Origin of the sequence: Lysinibacillus sp. A4 (genome assembly GCF_024919535.1) — a bacterium.
GTDB classification, from domain to species: Bacteria; Bacillota; Bacilli; order Bacillales_A; family Planococcaceae; genus Lysinibacillus; species Lysinibacillus capsici.
In genome coordinates this window covers 141,174-154,742 of the sequence record NZ_JANWTB010000004.1, presented here as the reverse complement: position 1 = coordinate 154,742, position 13,569 = coordinate 141,174, and the positions used below count along the sequence as shown (strand labels likewise).

Below are 13,569 nucleotides of genomic sequence, written 5' to 3'. Positions count from 1 at the left end.
ATCTTCATAATGAAAAGAGAATTATATTATTTATTTAGTAATATAAGTTTGATTAGAATTAAAAGGAGAGTTTCTGTGGATTCTAAAGTTCCTATCCAAGTTCAAAGTTTTTTAAATGAATATTTATCGTTATTTGAAAATCAGATTCCTAATACACTGGATGCATTATATTTACATGGTTCAATTGCTCTTCATGCTTACATAGAAGGTTCTAGTGATATTGACTTTATTGCTGTTGTAAATCGATCCCTAACTGAATCAGAGGTGAAAATAATATCTGATCTTCATGAAAAACTAAATCAAAAATATAAGAAAACAGTAATGGATGGGTGTTATTTACTAGATAAAGATTTTGGTAAGAAACAATCTGAGATAAAGAATTGTTTATACGTAAATGAAGGTAAAACAAAATGGAGTAATGATTGTACTAACCCTATTACTTGGTGGATTTTAAAAAACAAAGGAATCACTATAAAGGGTTCAGATGTTACCACATCAGTTTTTAATGTTGATGAAAGTATATTAATTGAATATGTTTTAGAAAATATGAATACCTATTGGTTAAATCGATTGAAGACAATAAAAAAATATAAGACCATAGCTCTTCTGTTACCAAATAAATTTGTCGATATGGAAGTAGAGTGGTCTATTACAGGGATGTTACGTCAATTTTATACACTTAGAGAATGCGATATTGTTTCAAAGGTAGATGCTAGTAAATATGCAATCAATCATATACCAGAAAGATGGCATAACCTTATAAAAGAAGCTATTAGTATTAGAGAAGGATTGAACATACGTTATTATAAATCTAAAAAACAACGTATTGATGATACTATCCAATTCATGAATTACATACTTGATGCTTGCAATAATATTGAAAAATAATAAACTAATCAATGTTTAAATGTGATACATGTTACAAACGTTATATATGTTACACATTAGGTATTCAAAAATTTATCTTGTAAAATGGGAGGCAGGACGGTGAGGTAAGGTTTTCCTCCCTTGGTATTTATAAATTACTAATTATTACGGAAAGACAGACTGACCTGCGCCAAGCAAATTAGTTCGGAGCATGACATACATGGCCGGCCCATATTTTTTAAGAGATCTTAATTAATATAAAAGGCTAATAAATGAAACACCAAAATCTTTTAGCCCCTTTAAAGATTTTGGTGTTTTTTGGTTGAAATTGCAGATGAAGTGAGATAATATAATAGAACAAACGTTCTTTTGTGCAACTTCGATTTGATATAATACCCATATGCTGTATAATTTTAGTAATAAATACTTATAGCTAAAGGGGATAATTGTTTTGAATATTGAATTTATTAATAGCAAACTAATAGAACAATTAATTAGCGGTACACCAAAAGTAAAACTTTTTTTAATTGAAAAAATAAAAACAGAAGAAGCTTTAGATTATATTTCATATAAGCCATCATTAAGTCGTTCTTTACAAAAAGAAATAGTTGAAATTGTTCAACCAACTATAAATAAATTGATGGAAAAGGAACAGATTGAATTTAATGAAAATGGCCGACCTAACGGAGTTGTAGAATACTGTGAACAATCATATGTTGGGGTAACTTATGATAATTTGATAAATAGTTTAAAAGAACCATTTGAAAGGGTAGATGAAGAAGTTAAGAAAGATTTATATTGTATAGAAATTGAATTGGAAACCGAGAAATACCTTTATTTACTTAACCGTATTCCTCAATTTAAAAAATTCAATAAAGGGCTATGGGGAACATTAGCTGATCAAACATTTAGAAAAGTAACCGAGTCATTTATAGGAATAGAGCCGAGCTTTGATTTACTTATCTTTGAAGACGAAATACTCGTGATTAATAACGTATCAATGCAAAGGATTTTTGATTTAAAAACTATATACGTTCAGAATGCTAATACTGTACTGACCTCTTTTGAAGAAACACATAAAATTGATGGGTTTGAGCAATTTAAAATTGATAGCATTGAAGATGGTAACATTGTAAAAAGAATTTCAAGATTAATGTCAAAGCCGGAAAGAATGACAAGGTTCGTTGAAAATTTTGTTAAAGTAGAAGAAATAATAACAGAGTTTGATTTGAATATAGAACTGAATGAGGATAAATCTAAAATTAGATATACCGACAAAAAACAGTTAAATGATATAGTAAAATTACTTAACGATGCTTATTATAAAACAGTATTAAATGGTGAAAAAGGAAGAGACGACTTAAGATAGTTATGGAATGGAGGGGAGAGATGTGACAAATCTATTTAAGGTTTTACTTTTTATTTCATCGTATTCACCTTTATATTTAATTGTCGCGATTTCAATACTCCCCTTTAATAATTTTGATATAAATTCAATTATTCAAAATAAACTTGAATTAACAGTTTATATAATTTTAATTGTATTGTTTTTACTATCTTTCTTACCACTAGTGTATATAAACAAATGTGAATGTAACGATGATATAATTGGTAAGCAAGTTTCAAGAAAAAACGAAGAGATATTAAGTTATTTAGTAACATATATAGTACCTTTATTGGCAATAGATATGGAAAAAATAAGTACCCTGATAACAAATGCAGTACTTTTTATATTAATTGGGTTTTTATATGTGAAATCAAATATGCTTCATATCAACATAACTTTTTTAATATTTGGGTGGAATATATATGAAGATGAACTTGGAAGGATTATAATTTCTAAGGAGGATTCAGACTATTTTAAGCGGATGGAAGTTGGCCGTAATGATTTATCAGTGAAGCAACTGGGTAGCAAAATTTATATACACAGAAAAACATAATGAATGAAAACTAGATTGACGAGATATTACCAATATGAATTTCTAAAACATCCTTCGGGGTGTTTTTTCTTTTGCTTTGAAAACTACATCAAGTTGAGAGGGCAGAGTTGGGTGTGGTTTTGAGAGTAGAATTCTATGTAAATTTTTTCTGTTTAAAGAGCATACTAAATAATGAGGTGAATATATGTGTTTATATGGTGTGTATAGATGGGTAAACATAATAAATAAGAATCAGAATAAAAATGTGGTTGCTGTTGATGCATGTATAGCAGAGGAAATTCAAATTTTAAATGCAAGAGGAATAAAAACGATAGGATGTTGTTGCGGCCACGGAAGAGCAGGGCAAATAGTGGAATATCAAAATGGATTTAGAATTTGGAAAGAACGTGAATATCCACCACATGTTTTAATTGCTCAAGAAAGTATTAATCTAGCTAGACAATTGGGGTATAACCCTTATCCTTACTTCTCTGCAGATGGCAAAGATAATTACTCTTCCAAAGATATTTGAGGCTCATAGAAACGATATTATCAGGCGATTAAACATTGAGATAGCACAGAGCCTACAAGCTGGTGAAAGCTATACAGACATGGCAATCAGGATTGAAAATGCTATGGGTTGGACAAATCCTAGTTGCTCGTACAGAAGGTGGTCGAGTTAGATCACAAGTAGATTTAGCTATTGAGGAATAGGCGAGTAAAACAGCAAGGTTAACTAAGGTGTGGATGTCGTCACTTGATACAAGGGTTCGTAAGTCTCATAGAAAGCTAGACGGCCAGAAAGCTGATAAAGATGCCTACTATCACTATGGTAAGTGGAAATCAAAAGCACCGAGGTTATGGGGCATTGCTTCAATGGATATCCAGTGTCGCTGCCATACGGTTTATATGGTTAATGGCAAGTTACCAGAGTACAGGCGAGGCAGAGACTACATGGATGATATACCATACCAAAAGAAATTGGCTGCTCATATTGATGCTTATATGTCCGAATTAGGTTTGACATACAAACAAGCTTTTAACAAAGCATACAAACAGATTAAGCCTCCTAGCGTTGTGATACCATTCGTGAGTTACGAAGGTTGGAGAAAACAGTTTAATAGTGAAGTTTGAGTTATTTGGATAACCTTCATGTTTTATTATAGGTGATTTCATCGTTGGATAATGATGTTAAAATTGATAGGTGGTTTTAAAGGCTACTAAAATTATTGGTAAGGAGGTATAAATAGTGAATATTTATTGGCTAGGAGGAGGGCTTCTTCCACTTGATTGGGAGTTTTGTTTTTTAACAGTTAATGAATACAAGGAGAAATTAATTGAAAAAAGAGAGAAGAACCCTGACTATTTTGATATGCAAACAGGTGGAGTAGATAAATTATTTGCTCTTATAGATAAACGTGTCACGTTTGCTCTTAATAACTTTAATGGGACATTAGAAAAATATAATGAATTAAGGTGCCCTCCATTGATTACTCCAATACCTAGAGGGGATGATAGTAATGGGGCAGATTTTATCATAATTTTAAAGCGAGATGAAGATGGAGATACAGTAGTTTACTCTCCATATCCTATTTCGTATTTAGAGGATTAAGAGGGCCCATATTTCTAGAATCAAACTCCATTTGAGAAACTAACAGAGCAGTTTAGTTAAGCAACGGTAGTGAGTTTTTTAAGCACATAATTTAAAAAATAAAGGAGGGATAATGTTGCAAATTAATTTGAACAAATCTCTTGCTTGGAAAATAGGGGAGATGATTGATTCTGGCTTAATAACATATAAGCATTATTCCTTATTTTGTGATGATATTATTGATAAATCTGAAAGTCCTCCTTACTGGATTATAGAACTTTCATTAACAAAATTCCAAAACAATGCAGTAAGAATTGTAAATGAATTTGCATATTCAGAACCCTTTGAAAAATTTCCTGAATTAAATGATTTCTATTTGGCTTGTTTATTTTTGAAATATAGGCACCGTCAAATATCTTGGGCAAGTTTTCTTATTAATGCTGGAGGGTATAGTGACGGTTATCATTGTTCAATCCATTGTGAATTTTTTTATGACATGCTTAATGCTTATGAAAATTCTAAATACAGTAAAAATATAGAAGAAATTCAGGTAATTGACGTTGAAAATCTTCTTAAAGTAAATATCAGTGAAGCACAAGTCACTTATGAGATATTTGAATATTACTTTGACAAATATGTATCTAGTTTCTAATGAATACTAAAATTAGAGGTACTTTAGTGTAGCTTTGGTTTCAAACTTCTACGGATATTAGAGCATATTATGGAATTTGTTTTTTCAAGCATGTTCTTTAGACTTGTTCTCATAATTATAAAATCTACACAAGTCATTCATTTTGAATGGCTTTTTATTTTTGTCTTTATTCTCGCAGACGCTATAAAGAACGAGAACAAATACACTTTTGAACTGTTTAGGGATTCAATTGAATAACTAAATTGGGCAAGGCGGAAAACATGAAATACAATCCATTCAACCTTAAAACTTTATTACCCTTAGATATTCAAATGCTTGCGGGAGAAGGAGATCCTAATCTAGAGCCAACGCCTGAACCTACACCGGAGCCAGCATCAGGAGGAAACGGTCAAGGGGCTACATTGACACTTGAATCGGTTCAATCATTTCTAAACGACGATGATGAGGGTAAGAAATGGCTTCAATCATTTGCTGATACTCGAGTAACTGATGCGATTAAAACGTACGAAACTAAAACTCTTCCAAAGAAATTAGAAGATGAGATTTCCAAGCGTTACCCACCTGAATCGGAGGAAGCGAAACAGTTACGCGACTTAAAAGCACAATTTGAGCAGTCTCAAAAAGAAGCTACGCGCGAAAAGTTAGTTAATCAAGCATTGTCTACTGCAACAGAAAAGAGTTTACCAGCTAAATTAGTAGAGTTCTTTGTAGGTGAGGATGCAGAAAAGACAACTGCTAATTTAGGCATCTTAGAAGCTGAATTAATGCGGCTGTACAAGCAGAAGTTGATAAACGCTTCAAAGATGGAGGAACGCCACCACCACCAAAAGGCGGTAACCCTACAGCATTGACGAAAGAGGCAGTGCTGAAAATGATTACTGAAGAAATCAATGCTAACTGGGATGGTACTACACATAGAGACCCTTTTGATTAATTTGCAAGGATAAAGATTACCGATGCGCAATTCAAATTGGATATTTTGAATGGCTTAGAGGTAGTAAAAGAGGTGAAATTTACAGAAGCAAAAGTCATGCTTAATGAAATTAAAACCCTTTCCGTGTTGATTGTAGTAGGCAGAACGTATGTCCAAGTACGTGTACGGAGATTGTTGATTTGTTAGGATTGAAGATCATTAAAGATCATTTATAACAACGAGTGTAAAACAGAAAAATTGTATGAAATAAAATGATTGTAATTTTAAAGCCCAGGTGCTCATTTAACTACGAGTACATGGGCTTTACTTCATTGATCAAGCAATAAAATAATAATACAGAGAATGAAGACAAAAAAGAAAAAATAAACGACATGTACAACCGTGTCAACGGGATCGATGCTTTTGGGTTTGTTTTCGGGTGTAATAATCGCCTTTGTTGCTGTAGTAACCTCGTTAATAGTATTACAATATTCACATATCTCAATAACAGATCCATCTTTTTGTACTTTCGTAAAAGAATTATTGGCTAAACAATTAGGACATTTATTCATCGATATTCACCTCAATTTGTTTATCTACTATTTACCATTTTAGGGAATTTGGCGTAGTTTGTATATATCAATACTAGTCACTAATCTATTTACAACATTCCTGTGTAAAAATCTGTAAAAACGGATGAAGATTATGAGCTGAAGTAATAGTGCCAGTAAAAATTTTTTAAACGTAAGCCAGATAATGTACCCATTATTGGTTTATCAAGCTTACATTTAGCACATGAAGAACACGAAGTACTAACAGACGATGGGCTTTAAGGACACAGGGTTATAACGTAATAGGAATGGTCAAAAGAGATGAAATATTATAAGCATTAATTTCAAAGAAAGATTTTAAAGGCTTTCAAATATGATAGTAAAACACCAACAAGGAAATAAGCGCCCAAACACATGAATCGTGTAATATGATTTGGAATAAATTGCGAAGGCATTACTGAAGCAATGTGAGAAAGCAAACAAAATTCTTTAGCATCTACAAATTAGATGAACCATTAGAAGGTACCATAATAAAAATGTATTTATGTAGTAGAAATTTGTTTAATCAAAAAAATGCCACAGATTGTGACAAAGAAATACTATTAACTTTAAAGGAATTCATATTGTTCTTTCCTTATAATAATACCTGCCAAAACCTTCATGATTTACATTTTACAAACTGAGGTACACATTTTACAAAAAGTCCGCGTACCCCAGTTTGTACCCCACATCGTACCCCAGTTAAATACATTTAGATAGGCTTCGTTAAACAGGTATAGAAACCTTCATTAATACAAAACCTTGATATTATGCACATCAAAAAATTAAAAACATCAGGATAGAAACCAAGGTCATAAGTTATGCTTATAGTTATTTTTTTATAAACCCTTTGATTATCAAGGGTTGGGGAGGGGCTAACCGCATTGGTGCCCCAAAAAGTGCCCCATTTTAAATGAAAAATAGTGTTTTAATCGAAATTGACTATTTCACTTAGAACTTGCATTGCTCTTTTCTCTCGATCTGCAAACGAATGGGCGTAGGTTTTTAAAAGTGTAGAAGTAGTCATACCAAGGATTTTGGCAATCGTTGTTGGCGGTGTACCGGATGCAATTGAGATGGTAGCAAATGTGTGTCGTAAACCATGAGGAGAGATGAGTTTAACGTCATATAATTCATGCATTAAGATTAGCGTTAATCTAGCTGCATTTTGATTAAGAGGCTTGCATGTTTTACTTATAAAGACAAGATCATCCTCGCTATGTTGAATCCCGAAAATTAATTTTCTTTCGATACACCATTTTCTATAACGATCTAATTGTTTACTTAGTACCTCTGTCATATCAATACAGCGAATACTGTTTAGTGTTTTGGCCGAGCGCTCCCCATAAAAATCACGAGTACGATTGATGTAAATTAGATTATTCTTAAAATCTATATCGGACCAACGTAAACCTCCAGCTTCGCCACGTCTCATACCAGTAGCTGCTAGAATAGAAATTAAAGTATATCTAGAAATATCACAAGATTGCTTTACACATTTAAGTAAGTATTCTAGCTCAGTCGGAGTTAAATAATTGCCCTCGACTTCATCATTATTAATTTTTTCTATCCTAGGTAATTCAGCTTTCGCAATGCGGTTTTTATCCAAAATATCATCTTCCACAGCAGCATTAATACATCCAATGAAAAAATTATGATACATTTGAATGCTTTTTGGAGCAGCTATTAAAGATAATTTATCAATAAATTCAGATTGGTATAAACTTTTGGACAGTCGAGATAGCTTATATCTACCAATATAAGGTTTAATGTAAATTTCAATTACGTTACGATAAGTTTTAGGGGAGGTACCTTTCCACTTTGATTTTTTACGATCAAAATAAATATCTACCCATTGAGCAATTGTCATGTTTTCATTAAATATTATTTTTTCTCCACCATTTAAAACAGTAGCCTTTAATGCTGTTAATGCTTTTTCAGCTTCGATACTAGAGTTAAAGTTTTGTCTCGTTTTTTCTCTACGTACTCCAGTATGGTCATAAAATTTGTAACGGTAGGCAAATTTCTTCTTCTTGTTTGAATCATAATACCAATAAATATTTTCCTTTTTAGTACTATTAAGTTTCTTTCTAACCATATCGTCCACTTCCTATCTAACTGACCCGGACAGGTACATTGATTAGAGTTTAAGGACAATTAGAACATCACTCCTTCCACAGTAATTTGAAGCAGATAACCTATATTAAACTCACTTATGAACTGTCCTATATTCATCATCTCATATTTAGACAGGCCATATTATGCAACCTCTGCATAATCTGCTTATTGTTATATTGTGTTAATCTCCTGAAAGCAAAATCATATTCTACGTTAAAAATTTGCATTACTTTCATAATTGTTTGTGGTGTATGATCGTCAATTGACAAAGCCTCCAACATAAAAGTAGGAATACAAGCGTGGTACATAAAATTGTTGGCCTTGAATTCCTGATATTCACGAAATAGGGGATACATATGAAATTGATCACCTGTATGTAATAGGACATGTGATAGCTCATGGCAAAAGTCTTGCCATTGTTGCTGTGGCGACTGATTTTCATTAAGAAAAATATAATGCCGCCCATTAATAAATAAGGCCTGACTCTTATCTTGCCAATAAAAAACTTTCAATCCCATTCTAAAAGCCACTTCTTCAACATTCAGCAGGGTAGGGTCTGTAATGCCCAAGCGAGTGTAGAACTGTTGGACATAATCTTCAAGATGTGTATAGTGCATGTAAATCAACCTCTAAAATGACAAAATAGAACGTATGTTCTGTTTTATTGTATAACAAAACCCTACTATTTGGAAGTAGGGTTTACTAACACGATTTCTGGATATTCATCATATGTTTGGTCTTTTAAAAGTCTGCCATTTCGAAATTTTTGAACGCCACCCCATTGTTTGAAGAAAAAGGCAACATTATTTTTTTCACAGTTTAACTTTATATCCCAAACCCACTCTTCTTGCATAGGTCTAGCTCCAGGACCGGATTCACCTCCAACAATAACCCAGTGAATATCAGTTAAATCCATATTATTTAATGGTCCTAATAATGGTTCGCATGATAAAAACCTGACTGTTGCTGGTACTTTTCTGAGATAATCTATTCGATTTAGTACACTCTCATTTTCTACACTCACACCAATCCAAATATTTGGTCCCCATGTTAAATGTGGAGCGAGTTCACTAAGTCGTTTTGCACGCTTTGTTAAAATTTGATATGTGTGTCTTGGCGTTTCATTCATTGTATCAAAAACTTTTTGGATGAACTCTAATGGAACATCTTCATGGAATAGATCCGACATAGAATTCACAAAAACTTTACGAGGCTTAGCCCATTTATAAGGTAAAGTGATTAAATCGTCGTGTAATGTAACCTTAAAACCATTAATATAACGAGGATTACCCATAGCTACAAGTCTTTTTGCCATTCGTTCAGCATAACAATGTTTACAACCTTGAGAAACCTTCGAACAACCTGTAACTGGATTCCAAGTTGCTTCAGTCCATTCAATGCTGCTACTACCTGCCATAATATCCCTCCTTATTATATTATATCATACTCTACAATAGAGAACAAGTGTTCCTGTTAAGGGAATGTTATTATAGTTCCTTCTTTAAACCCAGACTTACTTCCATTTGGTCTTATAACTGCAATTTCTTTGGCTTTGAACATAGGTTGTAATGTTTTCTGTTTTATATGTCCTGATAAATACGGTGTCTCCGTAGCAACAAAATTATCAATTTCTGTGATTTCCATTGCTTTTCCACTGAACTCTTCAAGTAGTAATTGTTTTAATGGTGTTAGATCAGGTTCTTCCTCAAATAGTACAATTTGGTTAGGGTTAGTGGTATCTCTAAATTGATAATTGCCTAGTGGATCAGCTTTCCACATTGCTTCTTTCATTTTTTTTAAACCAACCAAATTGTTTGTTGCATATACTAAATCAAAAATATGAGCATTATTTTTCGCACGTACATTAAAGCTACGAGTGTAACTTACATTTGCAATAGATTGTAATTGATTTGCATATAGTTCAGTTAATTTCGGAGCATCGTCAACGACTTCTTTCCATTTGTCAGTACCATATAATTCTGTATGGTCACTTACATGTTTAGACCTCATTACTCCTGAGTACATGTGATTAAAGAATACTTCGCATTTTTTATATGACATTATTTTTTTAACTATTTCAAAAGGAACTCCTTTAGTACCGAAAGGGTCAATAAATGCGAAAGTAGGTGCTAATTTATTGTTGTTCTTATCTAGGTAGTCGAAAATTTCCACCATTACATTTCTGAATTCATCATTTATTATGGACACAGAAAAATTTGATGGTAATTTTAGGTCGTTAATTTCTTTTTTTAGAGATTCAAAAGATTCCTTATTTGCTTCTATAAAGAAAAAAACAAATTGTTTATCTTTTAATTTGAGATAATGTTTTTCAAAAATTTCTCGTGCAATTTTTAAAGCATAAATTGGTGAACCGTCCTCTCCTTCTAAATATCTTCCAGGACCAGCAAAACCATCAATGTATACTATCTTAGGGTTCGTAAATGCCATTATTGGAAACCAAGCCCCTAGGTAACTTTTTAAAATTTTATGTTTAGCTTTAGTATGTTTTTTAATTTTCCAACTCATATATACGCCACCTCAAATTAAAATTAAGTTAAACTCTAGATAACTTTTTAAAAGTTAAAATTAATAACCGTATTTGAACAAATAATGAAATTAATTCTATAATACTAGTAAATAGTTCTTGCGTAAATATACCTATCCAATTTATAAAAAAATAATATAAAACATAAATGAATAATACTACCAACTATAGTGCTTTTAAAGGACATGAAATTATCATGTCCTTTTTAGATTAATAATTAGCTATACTTAGGGTGCTGGGCGCTCGTGGGTATATTATTGTTTCCTTACTCAATACCTATGCGTTGCACCTTCTGACTACGTAAAATGATTCGTCAGCTTGGCTCAAAGTTGCCATAGCAATCGTGCCTTAGGTTTCCTTTGAATTCACCCAGTACATGCTCTATAATTACTTATAAAGTGGGCATGGTAATATACCGACTGCGCTATTATCAAATGCAGATGCAACTCGACTTACTGCTCCATATAACTCTGTGTTTGCACGAGATGACTTATGGTTGCCTAAGAATTTATCCATAGCGTCACCCTCTTTTGTGAAGTTACTTACAGCACCGTAAACTGTATCATCGGCGACTGCTCTTGCAGCCATCAATTTGTTATCAGGAACGCCTTTATGCGGTCCTTTCTTTATGTTTCCATAACAAGTAGGGTTTTAATAGGATATTTTAACGTTCACAAGCCCAATTATCATTATCACGATCATGCTTTGAAGCATAAGCAGGATGATCAGAACCTACACCATTTGGATAAACTTTTCTCAACTCTGTACAATTTCGATAGTACTCTTTTTGTGGGGTGTTTTGTTGCTGTGAGTTAGATTGTTGCACTGCAGCTTCGGCTTTTTGCTGTTGTTTTAACTCTTCTTGTTTTTTAGCTTCTTCTTGACGTTCTAATTCGGCTTGTCTTTCTAATTCTTCTTGACGTTCTAATTCGGCTTGTCTTTCTAATTCTTCTTGACGTTCTAATTCGGCTTGTCTTTCTAATTCTTTCTGACGCTCTAATTCCTCTTGCTTTTCTTGTTCTTTCTTGCGCTCTAGTTCTTGTTGGTTCTTTAATTCTTCTTGTTTTTTTAATTCCGCTTGACGTTCTTCTTCTTGTGCTCCATTAATAGTTAGGACGCATCCAGAAAGGGATAATATACAGCCAAATATAATAATAGCGGGTATTACTTTAGATTTTGCTTTAAGATGTTTATTAATTTTGTATTCACGTAGTCCCCATAGAATTAAAACAACACCTATAATAAATAAAGGGTATTTTATTACTACTACCAATGCAATTATAGCTAAAATCAACAATAAGCAACCATTCATCTTAATTCCTCCACTAGCTTGAACCCTTTTGTTTTAAGATATTTCATATTATGTTCAAATGTTTCGACAGTATCAGAGCAGTCTATATTTTCAAAGTCTAAATACTCTAGTTCACTTCTATTTACACGTGTTGAAAGTATACAGCCCATTCTTGGTAATGGTTCAGCTTGACTAGAATCGTAAACATGGATAAGCACAGAATCAGTAGGGAGAATGGCAAATACTTCTCTAGCAATTCGAATAACACAACTGCAAACATAATCTTGATAAAGTGCCAAATAATTAGTTACACCCATTTTCTTTCGAGAGACTTTATTTGTTGATGTTAGAGTCAACGTTTCTTTAGGCACGACATCCTCATTCCCGACAGTAAAATTAACGATGAGTTCATTGGCATGAATATCAAAACTTAAATGGCTCCCAAAACTTTCGATATCATCAAATGGTGCATAATCAGTTAAGGCGATAGTCCAAACATTTCTATCACCATTCAAAATTCTAGGAGCAATATCTTTTAACCTTTGCTTTTTTTGATGGATTGTAAGATCTAATTCTTTAGCTTCGGGTATGCGCTCTTCAATTAGTAATTTCTTAGCCGCAACACGATTGAAAAGTTTGTCACGCCAAGTAGGTTTGTAGTTAGCTATTTCATCCATAATAGATGTTACATTAGGACCTTCATTTAATAAGTACGATATGTCCTCTGTAGCAACTAAGTGCCAATCGACATTATCTGCTACTTCTAAATGAACAGAAGTTAGCATAGCGACGTATGCATTGTGTTTTTCGACTTCTTGTATGTTTTGTGACATGTCAGGTACTACAACGTTAGTAGACTCATAAGCGACTCTCTGTGGTCGTTTTTTTCTTTTGGTCGTTTGTGAGGTAGAGTAGGAAAGCCCCGTGCCAGGAAGGGAAATAGAATTTGTCCGTCTACCATTCCCGAATGTAGTACGTGCATATTTATTTCCTACAGTTAAACTAGTACCTCTTTTACCAAAATTCACTTTCACACCAGGAGCTATTTTGACACTTTTTCTAAAACGAAATCCCATTTACGCA

The 13,569-nt window shown here is 32.8% G+C and carries 15 protein-coding genes; 7 read left to right on the top strand and 8 right to left on the bottom strand.

Features of this window, described 5'->3' with window-relative positions:
* Positions 1 to 75 precede the first annotated feature (75 nt).
* The 7 genes from NY607_RS09345 (at position 76) to NY607_RS09315 (ending at position 5,880) form a co-directional block, all read left to right on the top strand.
* Entirely contained in the window at positions 76 to 888 is an 813-nt protein-coding gene (locus NY607_RS09345; protein WP_259419558.1) for an aminoglycoside adenylyltransferase domain-containing protein, read from the top strand.
* A gap of 430 nt (positions 889 to 1,318) precedes the next feature.
* On the top strand, positions 1,319 to 2,236 hold the full coding sequence (locus NY607_RS09340) for a DUF4868 domain-containing protein (RefSeq protein ID WP_259419557.1): 918 nt from the start codon (positions 1,319 to 1,321) through the stop codon (positions 2,234 to 2,236).
* Between the two features lie 22 nt (positions 2,237 to 2,258).
* On the top strand, positions 2,259 to 2,807 hold the full coding sequence (locus NY607_RS09335) for a hypothetical protein (protein ID WP_036163830.1): 549 nt from the start codon (positions 2,259 to 2,261) through the stop codon (positions 2,805 to 2,807).
* 184 nt (positions 2,808 to 2,991) lie between these two features.
* On the top strand, positions 2,992 to 3,318 hold the full coding sequence (locus NY607_RS09330) for a hypothetical protein (protein ID WP_259419556.1): 327 nt from the start codon (positions 2,992 to 2,994) through the stop codon (positions 3,316 to 3,318).
* A gap of 717 nt (positions 3,319 to 4,035) precedes the next feature.
* Positions 4,036 to 4,398, top strand: coding sequence for a hypothetical protein (locus NY607_RS09325; protein ID WP_232540661.1), 363 nt, complete (start codon positions 4,036 to 4,038; stop codon positions 4,396 to 4,398).
* 115 nt (positions 4,399 to 4,513) lie between these two features.
* Positions 4,514 to 5,029: a hypothetical protein gene (locus tag NY607_RS09320; RefSeq protein ID WP_259419555.1), complete on the top strand. Its 516-nt coding sequence runs from the start codon at positions 4,514 to 4,516 to the stop codon at positions 5,027 to 5,029.
* A gap of 242 nt (positions 5,030 to 5,271) precedes the next feature.
* Complete coding sequence (locus NY607_RS09315) at positions 5,272 to 5,880, top strand: DUF4355 domain-containing protein (protein WP_259419554.1); 609 nt, start codon at positions 5,272 to 5,274, stop codon at positions 5,878 to 5,880.
* A 391-nt stretch (positions 5,881 to 6,271) separates the two neighbouring features.
* On the opposite strand, the gene NY607_RS09310 is transcribed toward NY607_RS09315, so the two are convergent.
* The 8 genes from NY607_RS09310 to NY607_RS09275 form a co-directional block, all read right to left on the bottom strand.
* Positions 6,272 to 6,514 carry a hypothetical protein gene (locus NY607_RS09310; protein ID WP_259419553.1) on the bottom strand — a complete coding sequence of 81 codons (243 nt, stop codon included), beginning with the start codon at positions 6,512 to 6,514 and terminating at the stop codon, positions 6,272 to 6,274.
* A 946-nt stretch (positions 6,515 to 7,460) separates the two neighbouring features.
* Positions 7,461 to 8,630, bottom strand: coding sequence for a tyrosine-type recombinase/integrase (locus tag NY607_RS09305; protein ID WP_257522311.1), 1,170 nt, complete (start codon positions 8,628 to 8,630; stop codon positions 7,461 to 7,463).
* Positions 8,631 to 8,766: 136 nt separating this feature from the next.
* On the bottom strand, positions 8,767 to 9,267 hold the full coding sequence (locus NY607_RS09300; protein ID WP_259419552.1) for an ImmA/IrrE family metallo-endopeptidase: 501 nt from the start codon (positions 9,265 to 9,267) through the stop codon (positions 8,767 to 8,769).
* A 65-nt stretch (positions 9,268 to 9,332) separates the two neighbouring features.
* A complete protein-coding gene (locus NY607_RS09295) occupies positions 9,333 to 10,067 on the bottom strand; it encodes a DUF5131 family protein (protein ID WP_259419551.1) in 735 nt (244 codons plus the stop codon).
* Between the two features lie 56 nt (positions 10,068 to 10,123).
* Entirely contained in the window at positions 10,124 to 11,176 is a 1,053-nt protein-coding gene (locus tag NY607_RS09290) for a three-Cys-motif partner protein TcmP (protein ID WP_259419550.1), read from the bottom strand.
* A gap of 406 nt (positions 11,177 to 11,582) precedes the next feature.
* Positions 11,583 to 11,711, bottom strand: a complete 129-nt coding sequence (locus NY607_RS09285) for a hypothetical protein (protein WP_259419549.1) — start codon at positions 11,709 to 11,711, stop codon at positions 11,583 to 11,585.
* A 148-nt stretch (positions 11,712 to 11,859) separates the two neighbouring features.
* Positions 11,860 to 12,507, bottom strand: a complete 648-nt coding sequence (locus NY607_RS24255) for an excalibur calcium-binding domain-containing protein (RefSeq protein ID WP_310794745.1) — start codon at positions 12,505 to 12,507, stop codon at positions 11,860 to 11,862.
* Positions 12,504 to 13,562 carry a DUF4236 domain-containing protein gene (locus tag NY607_RS09275; RefSeq protein ID WP_259419548.1) on the bottom strand — a complete coding sequence of 353 codons (1,059 nt, stop codon included), beginning with the start codon at positions 13,560 to 13,562 and terminating at the stop codon, positions 12,504 to 12,506. The genes NY607_RS24255 and NY607_RS09275 overlap by 4 nt, the downstream gene beginning before the upstream one ends.
* Positions 13,563 to 13,569: the final 7 nt, after the last annotated feature.